Origin of the sequence: Sphingomonas faeni (assembly GCF_030817315.1) — a bacterium.
GTDB lineage: Bacteria > Pseudomonadota > Alphaproteobacteria > Sphingomonadales > Sphingomonadaceae > Sphingomonas > Sphingomonas faeni_C.
Genome location: NZ_JAUSZF010000001.1, coordinates 126,177 through 144,339 on the forward strand (window position 1 = coordinate 126,177; position 18,163 = coordinate 144,339).

Annotated in this window: 17 protein-coding genes and 1 tRNA gene; 8 read left to right on the forward strand and 10 right to left on the reverse strand. The window is 64.4% G+C overall.

The features are described from left to right. Positions 1 to 52: 52 nt before the first annotated feature. Positions 53 to 1,114, forward strand: coding sequence for an SDR family oxidoreductase (locus tag QFZ54_RS00635; protein ID WP_307083436.1), 1,062 nt, complete (start codon positions 53 to 55; stop codon positions 1,112 to 1,114). A gap of 153 nt (positions 1,115 to 1,267) precedes the next feature. Here QFZ54_RS00635 and QFZ54_RS00640 read toward each other — a convergent pair whose 3' ends face one another. Continuing rightward, complete coding sequence (locus tag QFZ54_RS00640; RefSeq protein ID WP_307083438.1) at positions 1,268 to 3,652, reverse strand: hypothetical protein; 2,385 nt, start codon at positions 3,650 to 3,652, stop codon at positions 1,268 to 1,270. Positions 3,653 to 3,824: 172 nt separating this feature from the next. Between QFZ54_RS00640 and QFZ54_RS00645 the strand changes: the two genes are divergently transcribed. Together QFZ54_RS00645 and QFZ54_RS00650 are read left to right on the forward strand one after the other, a co-directional pair. Continuing rightward, the gene (locus QFZ54_RS00645) at positions 3,825 to 5,099 is read left to right on the forward strand and encodes a Xaa-Pro dipeptidase (protein WP_307083440.1); all 1,275 of its coding nucleotides are present in this window, start codon (positions 3,825 to 3,827) and stop codon (positions 5,097 to 5,099) included. 188 nt (positions 5,100 to 5,287) lie between these two features. Further along, positions 5,288 to 6,571, forward strand: a complete 1,284-nt coding sequence (locus QFZ54_RS00650; protein ID WP_307083442.1) for a hypothetical protein — start codon at positions 5,288 to 5,290, stop codon at positions 6,569 to 6,571. Positions 6,572 to 6,914: 343 nt separating this feature from the next. Here QFZ54_RS00650 and rplL read toward each other — a convergent pair whose 3' ends face one another. The 6 genes from rplL to QFZ54_RS00680 form a co-directional block, all read right to left on the reverse strand. Continuing rightward, positions 6,915 to 7,289: a 50S ribosomal protein L7/L12 gene (rplL, locus tag QFZ54_RS00655; RefSeq protein ID WP_056047577.1), complete on the reverse strand. Its 375-nt coding sequence runs from the start codon at positions 7,287 to 7,289 to the stop codon at positions 6,915 to 6,917. 64 nt (positions 7,290 to 7,353) lie between these two features. After that, on the reverse strand, positions 7,354 to 7,869 hold the full coding sequence (gene rplJ, locus QFZ54_RS00660) for a 50S ribosomal protein L10 (protein ID WP_055879768.1): 516 nt from the start codon (positions 7,867 to 7,869) through the stop codon (positions 7,354 to 7,356). Between the two features lie 674 nt (positions 7,870 to 8,543). Then, positions 8,544 to 9,236, reverse strand: a complete 693-nt coding sequence (gene rplA / locus QFZ54_RS00665) for a 50S ribosomal protein L1 (protein WP_307083453.1) — start codon at positions 9,234 to 9,236, stop codon at positions 8,544 to 8,546. A 4-nt stretch (positions 9,237 to 9,240) separates the two neighbouring features. Continuing rightward, positions 9,241 to 9,672 carry a 50S ribosomal protein L11 gene (gene rplK, locus QFZ54_RS00670; protein WP_031392847.1) on the reverse strand — a complete coding sequence of 144 codons (432 nt, stop codon included), beginning with the start codon at positions 9,670 to 9,672 and terminating at the stop codon, positions 9,241 to 9,243. Positions 9,673 to 9,870: 198 nt separating this feature from the next. After that, positions 9,871 to 10,155 (reverse strand): hypothetical protein, encoded by a 285-nt coding sequence (locus QFZ54_RS00675; RefSeq protein WP_307083457.1) that lies wholly within the window; start codon positions 10,153 to 10,155, stop codon positions 9,871 to 9,873. Then, a complete protein-coding gene (locus QFZ54_RS00680) occupies positions 10,145 to 11,386 on the reverse strand; it encodes an EAL domain-containing protein (protein ID WP_307083459.1) in 1,242 nt (413 codons plus the stop codon). Before QFZ54_RS00680 ends, QFZ54_RS00675 begins: the two co-directional genes overlap by 11 nt. 554 nt (positions 11,387 to 11,940) lie before the next feature. Between QFZ54_RS00680 and QFZ54_RS00685 the strand changes: the two genes are divergently transcribed. From QFZ54_RS00685 to QFZ54_RS00695, 3 genes are read left to right on the forward strand one after another with little or no spacing between them, the layout of a single operon-like run. Further along, complete coding sequence (locus QFZ54_RS00685) at positions 11,941 to 12,720, forward strand: hypothetical protein (protein WP_307083461.1); 780 nt, start codon at positions 11,941 to 11,943, stop codon at positions 12,718 to 12,720. A gap of 1 nt (position 12,721) precedes the next feature. After that, a complete protein-coding gene (locus tag QFZ54_RS00690) occupies positions 12,722 to 13,879 on the forward strand; it encodes a M48 family metallopeptidase (protein ID WP_307083463.1) in 1,158 nt (385 codons plus the stop codon). 27 nt (positions 13,880 to 13,906) lie between these two features. Beyond that, on the forward strand, positions 13,907 to 14,500 hold the full coding sequence (locus QFZ54_RS00695; protein WP_307083466.1) for a hypothetical protein: 594 nt from the start codon (positions 13,907 to 13,909) through the stop codon (positions 14,498 to 14,500). 290 nt (positions 14,501 to 14,790) lie between these two features. On the opposite strand, the gene nusG is transcribed toward QFZ54_RS00695, so the two are convergent. The 3 genes from nusG to QFZ54_RS00710 form a co-directional block, all read right to left on the reverse strand. After that, on the reverse strand, positions 14,791 to 15,327 hold the full coding sequence (gene nusG, locus QFZ54_RS00700; protein ID WP_055872668.1) for a transcription termination/antitermination protein NusG: 537 nt from the start codon (positions 15,325 to 15,327) through the stop codon (positions 14,791 to 14,793). Positions 15,328 to 15,340: 13 nt separating this feature from the next. Then, entirely contained in the window at positions 15,341 to 15,538 is a 198-nt protein-coding gene (gene secE, locus QFZ54_RS00705) for a preprotein translocase subunit SecE (RefSeq protein WP_056047594.1), read from the reverse strand. 558 nt (positions 15,539 to 16,096) lie between these two features. Beyond that, positions 16,097 to 16,173 (reverse strand) — tRNA-Trp (locus QFZ54_RS00710). Positions 16,174 to 16,330: 157 nt separating this feature from the next. Here QFZ54_RS00710 and QFZ54_RS00715 point away from each other — a divergent pair. Then, positions 16,331 to 17,344: an alpha/beta fold hydrolase gene (locus QFZ54_RS00715; protein WP_307083469.1), complete on the forward strand. Its 1,014-nt coding sequence runs from the start codon at positions 16,331 to 16,333 to the stop codon at positions 17,342 to 17,344. A 413-nt stretch (positions 17,345 to 17,757) separates the two neighbouring features. Next, positions 17,758 to 18,129 carry a 30S ribosomal protein S12 gene (gene rpsL, locus QFZ54_RS00720; protein ID WP_010164594.1) on the forward strand — a complete coding sequence of 124 codons (372 nt, stop codon included), beginning with the start codon at positions 17,758 to 17,760 and terminating at the stop codon, positions 18,127 to 18,129. Positions 18,130 to 18,163 lie beyond the last annotated feature (34 nt).

Consider the following 18,163-nt stretch of genomic DNA (forward strand, 5'->3'; position numbering starts at 1 on the left):
TTCGGCGCGTTTGGGACTTCGACGAGATCATCACCAGATACGGGAATTGCACATGGCCGGAACGGCATTGGTAGTGGGTACGAGCGGGATCGTTGGCAGCGCGACCGCGGCGGCGTTGGTGAGGGCGGGCTGGGCGGTATACGGCCTCGCGCGGCGGCCGACCGAACAGGACGGCGTGCAACCGGTCGCCGCCGACTTGCAGGATCCGACAAGCCTGGAGGCGGCCCTGACCGGCATCAGGCCCGATGCGGTATTCATCGCAACCTGGTCGCGCCAGGACAGCGAGGCGGAGAACATCCGCGTCAACGGCGGCATGGTCCGCAACCTGCTCGGCGCGCTCAGCCCCGGCGGCAGCGTGCGCCACGTCGCGCTCGTCACCGGGCTCAAGCATTATCTCGGACCGTTCGAGGCGTACGGGAAGGGCGTTCTCCCGCAGACCCCGTTCCGCGAGGAACAAGGGCGCCTCGACGTCGAGAATTTCTACTATGCGCAGGAAGACGCGGTGTTCGAGGCGGCGGAGCGCGACGGCTTCGGCTGGAGCGTCCACCGCCCGCACACGATCATCGGCAAGGCGGTCGGCAACGCGATGAACATGGGCACCACGCTCGCGGTCTATGCGACGCTGTGCCGCGAGACCGACCGCCCGTTCCGCTTCCCCGGCTCGGCCGCGCAGTGGAACGGCCTCACCGACATGACCAGCGCCAGCCTCCTCGCCGATCACCTGTTGTGGGCCGCGACCACGCCAGCCGCGCGCAACGAGGCGTTCAACGTCGTCAATGGCGACGTCTTCCGCTGGAGCTGGATGTGGGGCCGCATCGCAGAATGGTTCGGGATCGAGGCCGCACCGTTCGACGGCACCGTTCTGACGCTCGAAGACCAGATGAAGGACGACGCCGGCATCTGGCGCGAGATCGCCGCCCGCGAAGGCCTCGCGGAGGCCGATCTGTCCCGCCTCGCGTCGCCCTGGCACACCGACGCCGATCTCGGCCGCCCGATCGAGGTGGTGACGGACATGGGCAAGAGCCGCCGCCTCGGATTCAAGGAATACCAGCCCACGGACGACGCGTTCTTCGACCTGTTCGAACAACTCCGCGCCGACCGGCTGATCCCCTGAGTCTTTGGGGAGAAATCCTCCCCCGCCAGGGGGGGGTGGCGCCGTAGGCGACGGAGGGGGGAGGACACGGAGCGGCGGTTTCGCTTACCTCCCCCTTCGTCTGGCAAGAGCCAGCCACCTCCCCCTCGCCGGGGAGGATCGTAGGGTCGGACGCTAGCCCTTCACCGCCACCGTAGCCGTAACCCCCGGATCGTCCCGCAACCGCAGATACAGCATCCCCCCAACCGGTTTCGGCACCGCAAACGCCCCCCCGGTAAACCCCTCCGACACCAGAGCCGCCTCCGCAAACCCCGCATTTGCCGCCACCGACTCGATCAAGAACAGATCCGTCCCCGCCAGCATGCAAGTCTCCGCACAGGTCACCCCGGTAACACCCGGCACCCGCACCAGGGTCGTCAACGGCACCCAGTCGCCCGCGACCCCATTCTGCACCAGTCGCCACTTGAGCGGCCCATGCGCCGAAACGCCAAGCGCCTTGCCCGGCTCGACCGTCGCCACCGCGATCCGATCGTCCTGCACGGTCAACCCGCGCCCCGACGAAACACTCGTGTTCATCTTGCCATCCGCCGTCGCTATCTCGACGCTATCGCCAGCGGAAAACCGCGTACCCTCGGCGCGCAGCGAGAACGTCAGCCGGGCACCCTGGGAAATCGCCGTATCGCCCACCAGCACGATGGGAAGCCCGGGCGAGGGCGGCGCCACTACGCTCTTGGCGATCAGCGTCGCCTTCGGCCGCGCCGCCGCGACGACGAACTTCACCGAGCGCTTTCGCCCATCCGTCAACGTGACGAGCGCCGTCTTCGCCTGACCCGCCGCAAACGCCGGCGCCGTATCCGCGACCAACCCCAGCCGATCCACCTTGTCGGCCCGAATGACCTCGCCCGGCTTGAACGCCACGCCGTCGACGGTCATCGACGCCACCAGATCCAGCCGGGTCCCCGCCAGCGTCCCCGCAGCATCGCCGGCATACAGCGTAAGCCCATCGATCCGCCCCGCCTCGGCGAGCGCGGTCAGCGCGATCTTGTCCGGCGCCTCGACGCCATATTGCTTCACCAGCAGCGACAGTTTCCCCGGCGCGGTCTTCGCCAGCGGCAGGGTCAGCCCGATCCGATCCCCCGTCGTCGTCCAGGCGAGCGGCACCTGACCCGCATCGCTCACCAGCGTCACCGCCTCGACGCAACTCGGCGTCGGCCCGGCCAACGCCACCGCATTGTCGCGACCCACGACCAGACTCTCGGGATCGGTATCGACCATCGTCCATCCACCGGCGCGCGGCACCTGCAACCGAAACCGCGGCCCGTCGAACGGCGTGAACCCCCAGCGTCCATGCAACGTCGCATCGGTCACGCTGCCAAGCCCGGCGGTCCGCATGCCGACCTGGTCGAGCACATAGCCGCCACGCTCGGCATCCGCCTGTACCGGCAGCTCGACCACGCCACCCTGCGGCGTCGTGACCCGCAAGCTCATGTCGTGCGCGAACTTCGTCGCATAGATCAGCGGCGCGCCCTCGACCGGCAGCACCAGATCGGGCCGGGCCGCACAGACGAGCCGATCCGCCTCCGCCCGCCGCATCGTCGGAGTCTGCGGTGCACCCGTCTCGATCACCGGCATCGCGACCACCATCACCGACTTCGGACTCGCGAACGACGGCGCCGCATTCAGCAGCAGCGCCAGCCGATCGTCATGCGCCCGCGCCAGCGCCGGAATGTACCGGAACTGCGTCGACTGAAACGCGCCGAAGATCTTCGCCAGATCGCGCACCACGCCGATATACGGGCTGTAATACCCAAGCCCGCCCTCCGGCGTCGCGCTCAACTGCAACGCCAGATCGGTCGGCGCACCGACCAGCGTATCCGCCAGCGTCGAGCTCTGACCATCCGCCAGCACCAGCGAATCGCGGCTTTGCGTGAGGCAGGAGGCTTGCAGGTCCGCCGCCAGATCGAGGCATTCCGCCTTCAGCTTGATCGCCAGACTGCGCGACAGCAACGGCGACACCGCCTCGATCCGCTCGGGCCGCGTCCGCTCCAGCGCATGGATCCCGTCGAGAAACGCATCGAGCCGCGCGCGATCGAGCGACGCCTGGTCGAGATCCTGCACCGCGCGTACGAACGCGCCCGGTTGCTTGCGCACTGCGGACACGACCGCATCGAACCCGCCGCTCTCCGGCACCAGGAACACGACCAGTTGCCGCGCCCCCTCCGGCACCTTCAACGCGAGCGCGTTCTTCTTCTCTTTCCACGTCTCGGCCTTGAAGAACCACGATTTCGGCGGCGGCTCGGTCGCACCCCGCAGGAACGCCGCGACCAGCAGATAGCGCGCGCCATCGTCCTTCTTGCCGGTTGGCAGATCCGCCGCGATCGACACGCGGTCGCCGGTCGCGAGCTTGGGCACCCGCGCGATCGGCAGCGTCGTCGTCCCATGCGTCACGGCGACGCGCAGGGTCGGCCCGGTCAGGTCGAACGGCGCGGGGTCGGCCCGCGCAGCCACGGGCATGAGGGCGGCTGCCAGTGCGCAGAACGGAAGAAATCGAAGCATCATCACGGGCGATCTCATCGTCGGAAGCATCCCCGATGGCCTGTACCGGTGTCGAGAATAGGGCAAGAGCAGCTTTCCATCCCCCCTAGCGAGGAGGCAACAGGCAGTTGGAGCCTCTTGCCCGATCGTCAACGGTGACGCACACGAAGCGCTACTCGGGGAAGGGGACACCTCCATGAAGATCGCCAGAATTCTAGCCGCCACGCTGCTCGCCACGACCGCCGCCGCCGCCGACGCAAAGACGGTCGTCGTCACCGCTGCGCACATGATCGACGTCCTTGGGGGCAAGCGAGTCGACAACCCGCAGGTGACGATCGTCGATGGCCGCATCACCACGGTCGGTCGCAAGGGCGATGCGGTGCCGGCCGGTGCCGACCGCGTCGATCTGGGTGAGCGGACGCTGCTCCCGGGCCTGATCGACATGCACGTTCATTTGACCAGCGACCCGACGCTAAGCGGCTACCGCCAGCTCGAATTCACCGACAATTTCTGGACCGTCGTCGGCGTGGCGAATGCGCGGAAGACGCTTGACGCAGGCTTCACCACCGTACGCAACGTCGGCTCGGCCAACTACGACGATGTCGCGCTGAATCAGGGGATCGAGCGCGGCTATGTCCCCGGCCCGCGGATCGTCCCCGCCACCTACGCGCTCGGCGCGACCGGCGGTCACTGCGATGCGACCGAATATCCGCCCTCAATCCAAGTCCCGCACCCACAGATCGCCAACACGCCCGACGAGTTCCGCGGTGCCGTTAGGACGATCCGCAAATACGGCGCCGAGGTGGTCAAGGTCTGCATGACCGGCGGCGTCCTCTCCAAGACGGACAGCGTTGGTGCGCAGCAAATCAGCCTCGCCGAGATCAAGGCGATCGTCCAGGAGGCGCACATGCTCGGCATGAAGGTTGCAGTCCACGCACACGGTGTCGAGGGCATCAACGACGCTCTTCGCGCCGGTGTCGATACGATCGAACACGCGAGCCTTGCCGACGCCGAATCGTTCAAGCTCGCCAAGGCGAGTGGCGCGTGGTTCGACATGGATATCTACGACGACGACTATATCCTTGCCGAGGGCGCCAAGAACGGCGTTTTCCCCGAGAGCTTGGAGAAGGAACGCCAGGTCGGCCTCAAGCAGCGCCAGACCTTCCGCGCCGCGCATGCCGCCGGGGTGAGGATGTTGTTCGGCACCGACGGTGGCGTCTATCCCAACGGCAACAACGCGCTCCAGTTTGCCAAGATGGTCGAATGGGGCATGACGCCGATCGAGGCCATCCAGGCCGCCACCTCCAGCGCCGCGGTCGCACTAGGCAGAACCGCGGACGTCGGTGCGATCGACCGTGGCCGGTTCGGTGATCTGATCGCGGTCGACGGAGATCCGCTGACGGACGTTCGCCAGCTCGAACATCCCAGCTTCGTCATGAAGGGTGGGGCAATGGTCATCGCACCAAAGTAATCCGCATCCGCTGATCCCCCCCCCGGCCAGGGGGAGGATCACGATTTGGCCGCGGTCGGTCACTTACGGCCTCGCCACGGTTCACCGCTCCCAAGTCGCAACTCGTCGCATCGCGGGTTGCCGTCGGACTCCGTTCAGCCTCCCCCGCCCACAACGCCGCGACGACCCGCGCGCAGGGGATTTCGACGATGACGACCGATCGCGGGGCGCTGGCCGCCCTGCTCGCCACCATGACCGTCGTGGGTGCCGCCGCGACTTCGGCGGCTGCGCAAACCGAGCCAGCGGCCCCCGTTCGCGGCTTGGAACGCCTGCAGGCCCCCGGTTCGCAGCAGACCCCCGACGCGACGTCGATACCGGTTCCCGCTGCGCCGACGATCGTCCTGCCGACCACTACCCCTGCCACGGAACGCGCGACCGCCGGTCGGGCAGCCACCGGCCGGGCAACGACCGAACGGTCGACGAGCGAGCGGGCAACCACGCGCCAAACCGAGGAGCCGACAACCCGATCGCGCGTTCCCGAAGCCGAGTCGAGTCGCGCGCCGACACCTGTCGAGCAGGCTCCCGTCACGAGGCCGACGCCCGAGCCCGCTCCCCAGTCGGCTCCGACCGCGGTCACCGAGACGACACCGACACCGATCGCGCCGACGACTACGACGCCAACAGCCGTGCCGGAATCCACCCTTTCTGCACCGGAAGCGAGCAGGGCGATGCCTTTATGGCTATCGCTTACCGCTATAATCGTGGTTCTCGGCGCGCTATGGGCGCTCCGTCGCAAGCCGCGCAGCAGTCGCGAACCAGAGGCTTATGTCGAGCCGGCTCCCGAGCCCGTCGTCCTTGAACCTGTCCTAGCCCCGACGGCGGTCGCTCCCGCTGCGCCTGTCGTCGCACCCACGGCCGCTGCTGCCATGCCGGTGGCGGGGCCGAAATTCCTTGAGCCAAGAGCAAAGGCGGCGCCCACGCCGCCCGCCGCCCCGCGCGCGCGACTGACCTGCGAACTCCGTCCCTTGCGTGCCGGCCTCAACCTGCTGAGCGCGACCGTCGAGTGCGAGATGGTCGTCACCAACACCGGGACTGCGCCCGCTGAGGGTATCCGGGCGGGCATCGCGTTGCTGACCGCGCATGCCGACCAGGACGTCGATCTCGCGGCTTTCAATGCCGCGCCGGTCGTTCGTCCAGCAAGTGCTCCATTCGCGCTCGCGCCGGGCGAGACGCGTACGATCCGTACCGTCACCGCGATTGCGCGCGACGCGATCCGAACCATGACCGCTGCAAACCGGCCGATGTTCGTGCCGGTCGTCGCGACCAATATCCTGTACGCGACGGCGGGCGACGACGCGCAGACGGCCCGCGCATGGGTGGTCGGCATCGAGCGGGTGGACTCGGCCAAGCTGGCGCCGTTCTGGCTCGATGCGCCTGCACGGATGTACACGACTGTCGCCGCGCGTCCCCATGCCGTGACGTTCGATCGTTAGAGGGGTGACACCGCGGGCAGTACGCATTCCCGTTCGTGCCCATCCCCGTTCGTGCTGAGTAGAGACCGAGTAGCTTCGTAGAAGCGTATCGAAGGCTCGTATTGAAGCCTTGGTCTTCCGCGCGGGCGCTGCTTCGGACCGACGAACCAAGAGACGTGGGTGTGGGTATGGAACAGGCCATCACCAAACAGAAAAAGGGCGACCCCATTGCTGGGGTCGCCCTTTTTTTTAGCTGCGGCCAGCAGGGGCAGAGCCCACTGCTTCGTCGGTCGGCATGAATGCCGCCGGCCGGCCTTGCGGGAATGCGATTTAGCCGTGGCTAGATCGTCTTTCCCGCTGCGGCTTACTTAACTTCAACCGTAGCGCCGGCTGCTTCGAGCTGCGCCTTGATCTTGGCGGCCTCGTCCTTCGACACGCCTTCCTTGACGGCCTTGGGAGCCGACTCGACCAGCGTCTTGGCTTCGGTCAGGCCGAGCGCGGTGATCGCACGGACTTCCTTGATGACGTTGATCTTCTTGCCACCGTCGCCGGTCAGGATGACGTCGAATTCGGTCTGCTCTTCTGCTGCAGGAGCGGCTGCGCCGCCGCCTGCTGCCGGTGCTGCGACCGCTGCTGCGGCCGAAACGCCCCACTTCTCTTCGAGCAGCTTCGAAAGCTCAGCTGCTTCGAGAACGGTCAGTTCGCTCAGGCTCTCAACGAGCGCGTTCAGGTCTGCCATGATAAATCTCCATCTCGGGGCTCGTGCCCCATCAGTTCAAAAAGGTAACGAAAGGCCTGCAAGATCAGGCGGCTTCCTTCTCCGCGTAGGCGGAAAGCACGCGCGCGAGCTGCGCTGCCGGAGCCTGCGTGATCGTTGCCAGCTTCGTGGCGGGTGCCACGATGAGGCCAACGATCTTGGCACGCAGTTCGTCCAGCGAGGGCAGCGTTGCGAGCGCCTTCACACCGTCGACGTCGAGGGTCGTCGCGCCCATCGCCCCACCCACGATTTCGAACTTGTCGTTCGTCTTCGCGAATTCCACGACCACCTTGGCAGCCGCGACGGGATCGATGGAGCTGGCCAGACCGACCGGACCCGTGAGCATGTCGCCCAGCGAGCTGTAGTCGGTGCCGTCCATTGCGATCTTGGCAAGCTTGTTCTTCGAGACCTTGTAGGTCGCGCCGGCGTCGCGCATCTTGTTCCGCAGCACAGTGGACTGTGCGACGGTCAGGCCGAGGTTGCGCGTGACAACGACGACGCCGACCTCGGAAAAGGTGCGGTTCAGCTCGGCTACGGCCGCGGTCTTTTGATCACGATCCATGCCATTCTCCACGTTTTACGAGTTCACCGCTTACGCAGTGGACCCGGTTACTAACCGGAGGCGCAGACAAACCCGCGCTTCCGGGGTGTCTCGTCGATGGGGCATGGGAGAGGGCAGGCGTACGAAACGCTCCGCAAAATCTCATTCCCCGTCTAGGTGGGAGATTAAGCACCGGCAAACCCTGTGCACCCACTGTCTCGGACGGAGTTCGACGAGCAAGCCCGCCGAACGAAGGTGCGCCTTAGCGGAATTGGCGTGGGAGTCAAGTTAAGGTGCCGGGGGTGACGCGTGTGATCGCGGGCGGGCCACGCTTCCTTGTTCTCCCGCGAAGAGGGGGCCCAGTCTGGGTCCCCGCCTTCGCGGGCAAACAAGCCTCGGTGCCGTTCGCGCGGATCACGTACTGCTCGTCATCCTGACGAAAGTCAGGACCCAGAGCCACATGGGGTACCGTCCGTAACCCTGGATCCTGACTTTCGTCAGGATGACGGGAGTGGGGAAGGGGGTGTTCGTCGAACGACCGGTCTGCTCCACACGCAAAAAGGGCCGGGATCGCTCCCGGCCCTTTTCTGTCTTCGCGGCAGGAAGGGAGTAAATCCCGTCCTCGTCGGTCGCGGTTGCCCGCGCCGGCCGGGCGCTCGCCGTCTCGTGGCTAGCTTGCGCTAGCCACGTGCGGCTCAGGCGCCAGCCACCTCGGCTGTATCGACCTTGATGCCCGCACCCATGGTCGACGAGATCGCGACCTTCTGGACGTACTTGCCCTTGGCGCCGGTCGGCTTGGCCTTGACCACTGCGTCGACCAGTGCGTCGAAGTTCGCGCGCAGGTCTTCCGCCGGGAACGACGCCTTGCCGATGCCCGAATGGATTATGCCGGCCTTTTCGACGCGGTATTCGATCTGGCCGCCCTTGGCTGCCTGAACGGCGGCCGTGACGTTCATCGTCACCGTGCCCAGCTTCGGGTTCGGCATCAGGCCCTTGGGACCCAGCACCTTACCGAGGCGACCGACGATGCCCATCATGTCCGGGGTCGCGATGCAGCGATCGAAATCGATCGTGCCACCCTGGATGATTTCCATCAGGTCTTCGGCGCCGACGACGTCCGCGCCGGCTGCGAGAGCCTCTTCAGCCTTCGCGCCGCGGGCGAACACGCCGACGCGGACGGTCTTGCCGGTGCCCTTGGGCAGCGTGACGACGCCGCGGACCATCTGGTCTGCGTGACGCGGATCGACGCCCAAGTTCAGCGCGACTTCGATCGTCTCGTCGAACTTCGACGTGGCGCCCGACCGTGCGAGACCGATGGCCTCGTCGATGCCGTGCAGCTTGACGAGGTCGACCGTGACGGCCTTCTGCTTCTTGCTCAGCTTAGCCATGATCTCAGCCCTCCACCACTTCGAGGCCCATTGCGCGGGCGCTGCCTTCGATGATCTTCGTCGCAGCGTCGATATCGTTGGCGTTGAGGTCCTTCATCTTCGTCGTGGCGATCTCGCTCAGCTGGCTGCGCTTGATCTTGCCGGCGACGACCTTGCCCGGCTCCTTCGAACCCGACTTGAGACCGGCGGCCTCCTTGATCAGGTACGAGGCAGGCGGGGTCTTGGTCTCGAACGAGAACGAGCGATCCGCATAGACCGTGATGACGGTCGGGATCGGCATGCCCTTCTTCAGTTCGCTCGTGCCGGCGTTGAACGCCTTGCAGAACTCCATGATGTTGACGCCGCGCTGACCCAGCGCAGGCCCGATCGGCGGCGCAGGCTTTGCCTCGCCTGCAGGAACCTGCAGCTTGATGTATCCGGTAATCTTTTTAGCCATGTCACTCTCTTTATGAGGGCGGCGAACGCGTAAGCGAGCCACCCGGTGAGTCTAGCGGTGATGACGGCCACCTCTCGACGACCTCCCGCAGATTTCCAGCAATTACAGTGGAAGCTGGCGCGCATAGCCCAAAACGCGCGAGGCGGCAACTAGCGTTCGCGGTGCCTTGGAGGCAGTAATTTGGTCCGGCGTGCCGCGTTATTCGAAGACGTCGACAGGCCAGGCGATCTGCTTGGCCGCCGCGTGACACGCGGACCGCGTGGCGTAGCCGTCGGAATAGCTGATCAGCTCGCCCGCCTCGTGGAACAGCAGCCAGGCCCACGCACCCGTCAGGACGAGCGGTGGCGCAAGGTCGAGCCCGTCGACCTCACGGATTTCCAGCCGCATCGATGGCCGCTCGTCTTCGACCGGGCTCGCAGCGACGGGCTCCGCCTCGTCGAGCGTCTGGCCGATAAAGCGGCCGAACCTGTTGTCAGGCGCCATGACGGGGTACGATCCTTTCAAGCGGCACGGGCTTTCCCCAGTAGAAACCTTGCCCACAGTCTGCGCCGAGGGATTTTGCCAGGGCCAGATCGTCCACGGTCTCGATGCCCTCGATCACGGTTCCGATCATCCGGCTTCGGCAGTAATCGATGATCTCCTTCAGCAGCGATGCGGGAAACTCGCCCTTCAGGCACTTCTGGAAGATCTTCCTGTCGACCTTGACCTCGGAAACGGGCAGGTCGGAGATGCGGTCGAAGTTGGTCGCGCCCTTGCCAAAGTCGTCGAGCGAGACGGGTATGCCCATCGTTCCAAGCTCGTGCATGTTTTCCAGCAAGCGGCCATCGAGCCCCGAATAGCTGATTTCGGTAAGTTCGATCCCCAGCATGCCGAGAGCGACGTTATGGCGACGTAGCAGGATCGGCAGCGCGGCGATGAAGTCCGGATGCGCGAGCACCGCGGCGCTGCAATTCACCGCGACCGGCACCGGTCTGCCTTCGGCTTGCAACGCCGCAAGTAGACGCGCTGCGGCTTCTACGGCAAGCAACGTCGCCGCGATCTCCAGGGAGAGGATCGTCGAGGGCGCGAAGATGTGCTCGGGGTTGAGCGACGGCCGATTGCGCAACCGCGTCAACGTTTCGTAGCCCGCGATGCTGTCGTCGTGCAGGCTGCGTTTCTCATGGAATTCGTGCGTGAGATTGGGCAGCAGGCGGCCTTGCTGGATCAGCCACGACAGGAAGTGGCGGTCGCCGATGTCGCCGTCATGCGGTTGCCGGGCAATGTGCGGCAGCCGGTCGGCAATGTCCTGCGCGGTAAAGGGCGCGTCCAACCAGTCGACATGATCGATGCCGGACTGTTCCGCCAAGGCGATGGCATCCCGAAAATGCACGCTTGGGCGCAACAGCGTCAGCGTCCCGGAAAACTGTTCTTTGTCCAACAAGGCAATAAACGCGTGACGATTGCCGATCGAAGCGTCCGGGTTCATCACGATCAGGTCAGGCTGAAACGCGAGCCCTGCACGTTCTTCGCTGGGCAGGCCGATCCATGCGGTTTTGTGGCCCATCTCTTCGAGTTGACGATGAATGCCATTAGCCGCCGCGTTCTCGATATCAAGAAACAAGATGCGATGCCCGACTTCGATCGCATCCGGGGAAGGGCGAGCCCCTACATTGCCCGAGCGCAAGTGATCGCTGTGGATGTGCGATGTTTTAAGGGCCATGTTCGTCAAGGGCATCAGTCATTTCCTGTAGGCGGATCGCTGAATACGGTTGCATGCGCGTTAAGCTAGATAGAGTTTGCCGGATACGCGGGACGTCATATTCGGGGCGCGTATTGGTAGCTGCCCGACGTCTTGTACGCGGACTGTCCTACAAATGTTAGCGTAGTATGACCGATGATGGTTAATTTGACGTGAAAGTAGTCCACGGTGTTTGGGGAAAATCGGGATGCCTGTGACAACCCGATGATAATTAACAGATCTACGACCGCGAAACGCCGGCTCGTAGTAGGGCCGATTTGAAATATATATTTTTACTTCCGGGTGGGTCCGAGATCGAAGTAGACGTGTTGATGCGTTGCTTGCCGATATATGGCCTGGTTTTTCCGCTTGATAACGGCGTTGGCGAAAACGCTATTAAAGTATGGTGTTTCAGACGCGTCCGTTGAACGCGCGGCCGGCGACGAAGCGCGATAGCACTCGTTTTGAACCGAATAACTCTCGGCAGGCGGCGCGCGAGACTTATAGTATTGCCGGGAACCGGATGGGGGCATCCGAGAACAGGGGTGGGTATGATCGCTTTTTGCCGCGCGATTGTTGTCGCGCTGATGGCCGTGATTGCGGCGACTGCGCCGGCGCATGCGCAGGAGAAAACGGGAGTAAAGCCTGGTTTCGTACTGCGGCCGGGAACTGCGCGGATCGTATTGATGCGACCTTCGATCCGTGTCGGCGCGCAGTCGACCGGCGGCATGTACGAGCCGAACGCCGACTGGACCGATCAGGCGAAGGAGAACATCGGCGCGGCGCTTGCCAAGGCGCAGGCTGGTCTCGGCAACAGCGTCGTCGGGTATGTCGAGCCGGTCGGCGCGAGTTCGGCCAAGGTCGCGGAGTATCAGGAATTGTTCGGGGCGGTCGCGTCGTCGGTGATCGAGTATCAGTTCTTCAAGGGTAACCGCCTGCCGACCAAGAAGCGCAAGGACCAGTTCGAATGGGGGCTCGGCCCCGACGTTCGAACACTCCCCGGTTTGGAGGCGGCCGACTACGCGCTGTTCATCACGACGGAGGATCATTTCGGTTCGACCGGGCGGAAGGTGCTGCAGGTCTTTGCGGCGATGGCGCGCGTCGGCGTAACCGCAGGCGTCCACAAGGGATTCGCCGGGCTGGTCGATCTGCGTATGGGAGAACTGGTCTGGCTGAACGCGGACATGCAGATGGGCGGCGATGTCCGCGACGCGGAGGGCGCCGACAAGCGCGTGCGGCAGTTGCTGGAGGGTTTCCCGGGTAAGCCGGTTGAAGCTCCGGTGGCGGTCACTGCCGTTGCAGCCGCTCCCCCCATCGCTTCGGCGCACTGACATGCGGATCCCGATGGTCGGGCTTCTGCTCGCGACCGCGATCGGTACGTCTGCGCTCGCTGCCGACAAGCGCCCGCCGCTTCCGACCTACACGCAAGCCTATACCCCGACGACGGTCGATGAACGCGGGATATGGATGGAGGCGGACGAGCGCGAGCGGGCGCAGCGAGACTCCCGGTCGCTGGTCAAGGATCCGGCGCTCAACGCCTATGTCCGCGGCGTGCTGTGCCGGACCGTCGGGGAGGACCGGTGCCGATCGGTCCGGCTCTACATCGACGAGGTGCCGGCGTTCAACGCGTTCATGACGCCCAACGGCGCAATGGTGGTGTGGACCGGACTGCTGCTTCGTGTCCGCAACGAAGCGGAACTCGGCGCGATCCTCGGCCACGAGTTCGGGCATTTCGAACTCCGGCATTCGCTCAAGGACTTCAAAAGCCACCGCGCCGGCACCGACCTCATGGCGTGGGCGTCGATCCTCGTTCGCAACAGCGGTGACATCCGATATGCCATGGTCGGCCAGATGTATGCTTTCAGCCGCGACCAGGAACGCGAGGCTGACATGACGGGCTTCCAGTATCTCGCGCGCTCGCAATATCCGTCGTCGGCCGCTGCGGACGTCTGGGAGCACGTCATGGGCGAGGCCGATGCGACCGCGATCGGCCGCAGGGGCAGGGCGCAACACAAATACGTCGCCGGTGTCTTCGCCACTCATCCGACCGATCTGGCGCGCGCCACCTATCTCCGTGCGGCCTCGATCGAGGCGCATGACGTCAAGCCTGCGGCCGTCGACACGCATCAGGCGGCGATGGCGAAGTGGCTGCCGATATTCCTCAACGACCAGATCAAGCTCAACGACTTCGGCGGCAGCGAGTATCTGCTCGCCACTTTGGCGGACGGTACCGGTTGGACGACGTCGCTGCTGTGCGCCCGCGGCGACCTGTACCGCGAGCGCGGCAATCCCCGCGATCTCGTCAGCGCCGCGCAGTTTTACCAGGAGGCGGTCGGCAAGGGCGACGCGCCACCCGAGGCATATCGCGGCCTGGGCCTAGCGTTGCTCCGCAGCCAGCGCGTTGCCAAGGGTCAGGCTGCTCTCGCCAACTATCTCCGTCTCAAACCGGCCGCGACCGACGCCGCACTCATCGCCAAGCTGATCTCGTAACACGCTGATCTCGTAAGAAGGATGACCATGTCCAAGATCCTCGCCGCACTTGCCGCGGTCGCAACGCTCTTGTTCGCGGCCCCCGTCGCGGCCGGCAACAAACTTATTCCCGCCGGCGAACGCATTGCCGTCGCCAAGTCGACGATGACCGTGCAGCCGAGCGCGGAGTGGAATAAGCTGTCCGAACGGCCCGGACGCAACGCCGAAACCTGGACGCAGGACGGCGACGACCTGAACGACCTGAGTTTCTATGGCGGCATCGAGCCCGGCAGGCCGCTGTTCCGCGAGATCGACAGGAAGAACAAGCCGTTGCCGAAGGTCTCGGCGACGATGCTGATCACTGACATCCCGGTACTGCTGGAGAACAGCTACCGGATCGCGCGAGACGCGTCGTCGATGGCGATCGACACGATCGCGCCCATCCAGTTCGCCGGTAACAAGGGCGTGCGTTTCACGTACACGTTTTCGAAACAGAACGAGACGCTGCAGCGCCGCGGCGAAGCACGCGGTGCGGTGGTCGGCGGGAAGCTGTATCTGGTCACGTACGAGGCGCCGAGCTTGTATTATTACGACCGCAGCGTTGCGGTGGCTCAGGCGGTGGCGGATAGCGTGCGGTTTTGAGGCGCTTGGATCTGGCTGGGCGTCGCCTTGCCGAAGTGCGCTCCTCGGGGCGGGGCACTCGCCTTTCTCCGTCATCCTGACGAAAGTCAGGACCCAGAGCCAAGCAGACCAGCGCTCCGTAATCCTGGATCCTGACTTTCGTCAGGATGACGGAGCGGACGTTAGGAGCGGCTTGTATTCCCAAAGCGCGACCCGGGGGTAAATCCCGCGTCGTCGGCCGTGCCGGTGGCCCGCCGGCCGGGCTGGCGTGGGCACGGGATTAGCGTGCGCTAATCCCGTGCGAATTGGCCTTACTTGCTGCGTTCGACCTGTTCGAATTCCAGCTCGACAGGCGTTGCACGCCCGAAGATCGACACCGAAACCTTGACGCGGCTGCGGTCGAAGTCGAGTTCTTCGACCAGCCCGTTGAAGGTCGCGAACGGACCGTCGAGGACCTTGACCTGATCGCCGATCTCGTAGTCGACCTTGACCTTCTGCTTGGGCGCAGCGGCGGCTTCCTCCTTGCTGTTCAGCATCCGCGTGGCTTCCGCCTCGCTGATCGCCTGCGGCTTGCCCATGCTGCCGAGAAAGCCTGTAACCTTCGGCGTGTTCTTCACGAGGTGATACACGTCGTCGTTCATGTTCAGCTTGGCGAGTACGTAGCCCGGCATGAACTTGCGCTCGACCGCGATCTTTTTGCCGCGACGGGCTTCGGTGGTGGTTTCGGTCGGGACTTCGATCTGCTCGACGAGCTGCTCGAGACCCATCCGGGTCGCCTCGGCCATGATCGAGTCGCGGACCTTGCCCTCGAAGCCCGAATAGGCGTGAATGATGTACCAGCGCGCCATGACGGAACCTTGCTTACTGAGCGAGTTTGAGGAGGGCGGAGACGATCGCTTGCAGGATCGAGTCGACGCCCAGGAAGAACAGCGCGAGGATCGTCGTCATGATCACCACCATCACGCCGGTCATGACCGTCTCGCGACGCGTCGGCCACGTGACCTTCGCGGTCTCGTTGCGGACCTGCTGGATGAATTCGAGGGGGGACGTCTTCGCCACGATGTTCTTCGAACCCGCTGATTGAGAAACTGAGATGCGAGGCATAGACCCACTAGCCGCTCCCTGTGAAGGGCCGCGGCGGCAGGTCCGTCCTCGCTGTCGGAAGCGCGGCAGATAGCTGCCGTCACAGGTGAAAGCAAGTGCACGGCAGGAGGGGGGAGCGGAGCATGCCGGTAGATGGCAGGGCGAGAGCCGGAGAAGTAGCGTATGGGCAAAGAAGTGGCGGGGGAGAGCGCTTGGGTCACTCGATCCCCCGCACGATCGTCTTGCCGGTGCCGGTTTGACCGGCGGCTCCGCTCCCACGGTTTCTATTTATCGTTCGGCTTGACGACGGCACACAGCCTTTACGCCGAACGCGGACGAAAAAAAAGGCCGGTACAAGACCGGCCGTAAAAGTTTTTAGGAGAGGATGCCTGAAAGGCCTGAGTGTTGTGCATCGCAGCAGACGATTTCTCAAGTGCGCAATATGCATCAAGGAATGCAATTCCTGCAATCGTGATGGACGCAGGAAAGCGGCGAGCGCGATCGCCGCAATTTTTGCCGAAAATTTAAAGGGGGTGGCAGGAGTGCTCGGATTCGAACCGAGGGCCTTCGGTTTTGGAGACCGACGCTCTAACCAACTGAGCTACACTCCTACACGGACGGGCCCCTTACCCAGCGTTTTCGGGAAGGGCAAGCGTCTCGCGTGGAATTCGTTCGGGAACCATGATCGCGACGATCACGCGTTGGACGATCCGTAATTTGCTCGTTAACCCCGAAGCCATCTCGTTGGATGCAGGAAAGCGTAATCATATGAAGGCGGGATTGACGATGCTGGCGCTGCCGGTCGCGGCGCTGCTCATGGGGGCGGGCCCGGTACCGCAGGCGCCGGACCTTGGACCTCAGCTCGAACGCTTTACCTATTCATGGCCCGTCCAGACAATGGACGTCGATATCGTCGGCGCACCTGCGCAGATGGCCTTCATGGATATCGCGCCGCAGCGTCCCAATGGCCGCACGGTCGTCCTGCTCCACGGCAAGAACTTCTGCGGTGCGACCTGGGGCAGCACCGTGCGGGCGCTGAGCGAGGTCGGCTACCGGGTGATCGTTCCCGACCAGATCGGCTTCTGCAAATCGTCCAAGCCCCGCGCGGCGCAATACAGCTTCGAGATGCTGGCGACGTTCACCAAGCGGCTGCTCGAATCGCGCGGGATCACGCAGGCGACGATCGTCGGGCATTCGATGGGCGGCATGCTCGCGATGCGGTACGCGATTCTGTACCCGGCATTGGTCGAGAAGCTGGTGCTCGTCAATCCGCTCGGTCTTAAGGATCGCGGCGAGGAGGGCGTGCCCTATACAGACGTCGACACGCTGTGGGCGGGCGAGAAGAAGACGAGCTACGCGTCGATCAAGGCGTATCAGCTCGAGAACTATTATCACGGCGTGTGGAAGCCCTCCTACGATCGCTGGGTCTGGATGCAGGCGGGCATGTATCAGGGGGCAGGGCGCGATACGGTAGCGCTGGCGCAGGCCAAGACCAGCGAGATGATCAGGACGCAGCCGGTCGCACACGAACTCTACCGTATAACGCCGTCGACGACGCTGATCGTTGGTACGCTCGACAAGACCGCGTTCGGTCGCGCGCAGGCGCCTGCGAACTTACGCAAGTCCCTGGAAGCGATCCCTGCGGTCGCGCCCCGCGCGGTGAAGCAGATGCCGAATGCTAATCTGGTGATGCTCGAAGGGCTGGGCCATTCGCCCCAGGTCGAGGACCCCGCACGATTCGAGAAGACGTTGCTCGCGGTACTGGGAGCGCGGTCGCGGTAGAAGCAATGCGCCAATCCTCCCCCGCCAGGGGGAGGTGGCTGGCCCTTGCCAGACGGAGGGGGAGGAAAGGGTGACAGTCGTTGCGTGTTCCGCCGCCTCCGTCACCTTCGGCGCCACCTCCCCTTCGCGAGAGAGGATTAGGGAGGGTGGTCGATTGCCTCGTGTGGGCATTCGTATCCACCTGGAACCAATCCTCTACCCGCCGTCTCATCCGATTCCGCCCGTTGACCCTGACCCCGTCCTGACCTATAGGCGCGCCCTGTTCTTCGGGAGTCTTTCCCGCCGGGCATGCTTGAACATTGCTGGATGCATTCCAGGGCCTGAGGGGCGTTTCGCGCTCCCGATGGTCCTTTTTGTATTCTCAGGCGCCTCATGGCTCCAGCAAAGTAACCACTTGAAAGGTGAAGGCTTCAATGCCGACGATCAACCAGCTGGTCCGCAAGGGCCGCGATCCGCAGAAGGCCAAGTCGAAGGTCCCTGCGATGGAAGCAAATCCGCAGAAGCGTGGCGTTTGCACGCGCGTCTACACGACGACCCCGAAGAAGCCGAACTCGGCTCTGCGCAAGGTGGCCAAGGTTCGCCTGACCAATCAGCGCGAAGTCATCAGCTACATCCCGGGCGAGGGCCACAATCTTCAGGAGCATTCGGTTGTCCTGATCCGTGGCGGTCGTGTCCGCGATCTTCCCGGTGTTCGCTATCACGTCCTGCGCGGCGTGCTCGATACACAGGGTGTGAAGGACCGGCGTCAGTCGCGTTCCAAGTACGGCGCCAAGCGTCCGAAGTAAGCCGATCAGTCATCTGATCATCAAGGCTGAAGTT

What these genes read in the sequence shown, in the direction of transcription:
- QFZ54_RS00650 (WP_307083442.1), top strand. Translation starts at nt 5,288, where the DNA reads ATGACGACCGATCGCGGGGCGCTGGCCGCCCTGCTCGCCACCATGACC.
- QFZ54_RS00685 (WP_307083461.1), top strand. Translation starts at nt 11,941, where the DNA reads ATGATCGCTTTTTGCCGCGCGATTGTTGTCGCGCTGATGGCCGTGATT.
- QFZ54_RS00715 (WP_307083469.1), top strand. Translation starts at nt 16,331, where the DNA reads ATGAAGGCGGGATTGACGATGCTGGCGCTGCCGGTCGCGGCGCTGCTC.
- rplL (WP_056047577.1), bottom strand. Translation starts at nt 7,289, where the DNA reads ATGGCAGACCTGAACGCGCTCGTTGAGAGCCTGAGCGAACTGACCGTT.
- QFZ54_RS00675 (WP_307083457.1), bottom strand. Translation starts at nt 10,155, where the DNA reads ATGGCGCCTGACAACAGGTTCGGCCGCTTTATCGGCCAGACGCTCGAC.
- QFZ54_RS00695 (WP_307083466.1), top strand. Translation starts at nt 13,907, where the DNA reads ATGTCCAAGATCCTCGCCGCACTTGCCGCGGTCGCAACGCTCTTGTTC.
- rplA (WP_307083453.1), bottom strand. Translation starts at nt 9,236, where the DNA reads ATGGCTAAGCTGAGCAAGAAGCAGAAGGCCGTCACGGTCGACCTCGTC.
- rplJ (WP_055879768.1), bottom strand. Translation starts at nt 7,869, where the DNA reads ATGGATCGTGATCAAAAGACCGCGGCCGTAGCCGAGCTGAACCGCACC.
- QFZ54_RS00635 (WP_307083436.1), top strand. Translation starts at nt 53, where the DNA reads ATGGCCGGAACGGCATTGGTAGTGGGTACGAGCGGGATCGTTGGCAGC.
- QFZ54_RS00645 (WP_307083440.1), top strand. Translation starts at nt 3,825, where the DNA reads ATGAAGATCGCCAGAATTCTAGCCGCCACGCTGCTCGCCACGACCGCC.
- QFZ54_RS00640 (WP_307083438.1), bottom strand. Translation starts at nt 3,652, where the DNA reads ATGATGCTTCGATTTCTTCCGTTCTGCGCACTGGCAGCCGCCCTCATG.
- QFZ54_RS00680 (WP_307083459.1), bottom strand. Translation starts at nt 11,386, where the DNA reads ATGCCCTTGACGAACATGGCCCTTAAAACATCGCACATCCACAGCGAT.
- nusG (WP_055872668.1), bottom strand. Translation starts at nt 15,327, where the DNA reads ATGGCGCGCTGGTACATCATTCACGCCTATTCGGGCTTCGAGGGCAAG.
- rpsL (WP_010164594.1), top strand. Translation starts at nt 17,758, where the DNA reads ATGCCGACGATCAACCAGCTGGTCCGCAAGGGCCGCGATCCGCAGAAG.
- rplK (WP_031392847.1), bottom strand. Translation starts at nt 9,672, where the DNA reads ATGGCTAAAAAGATTACCGGATACATCAAGCTGCAGGTTCCTGCAGGC.
- QFZ54_RS00690 (WP_307083463.1), top strand. Translation starts at nt 12,722, where the DNA reads ATGCGGATCCCGATGGTCGGGCTTCTGCTCGCGACCGCGATCGGTACG.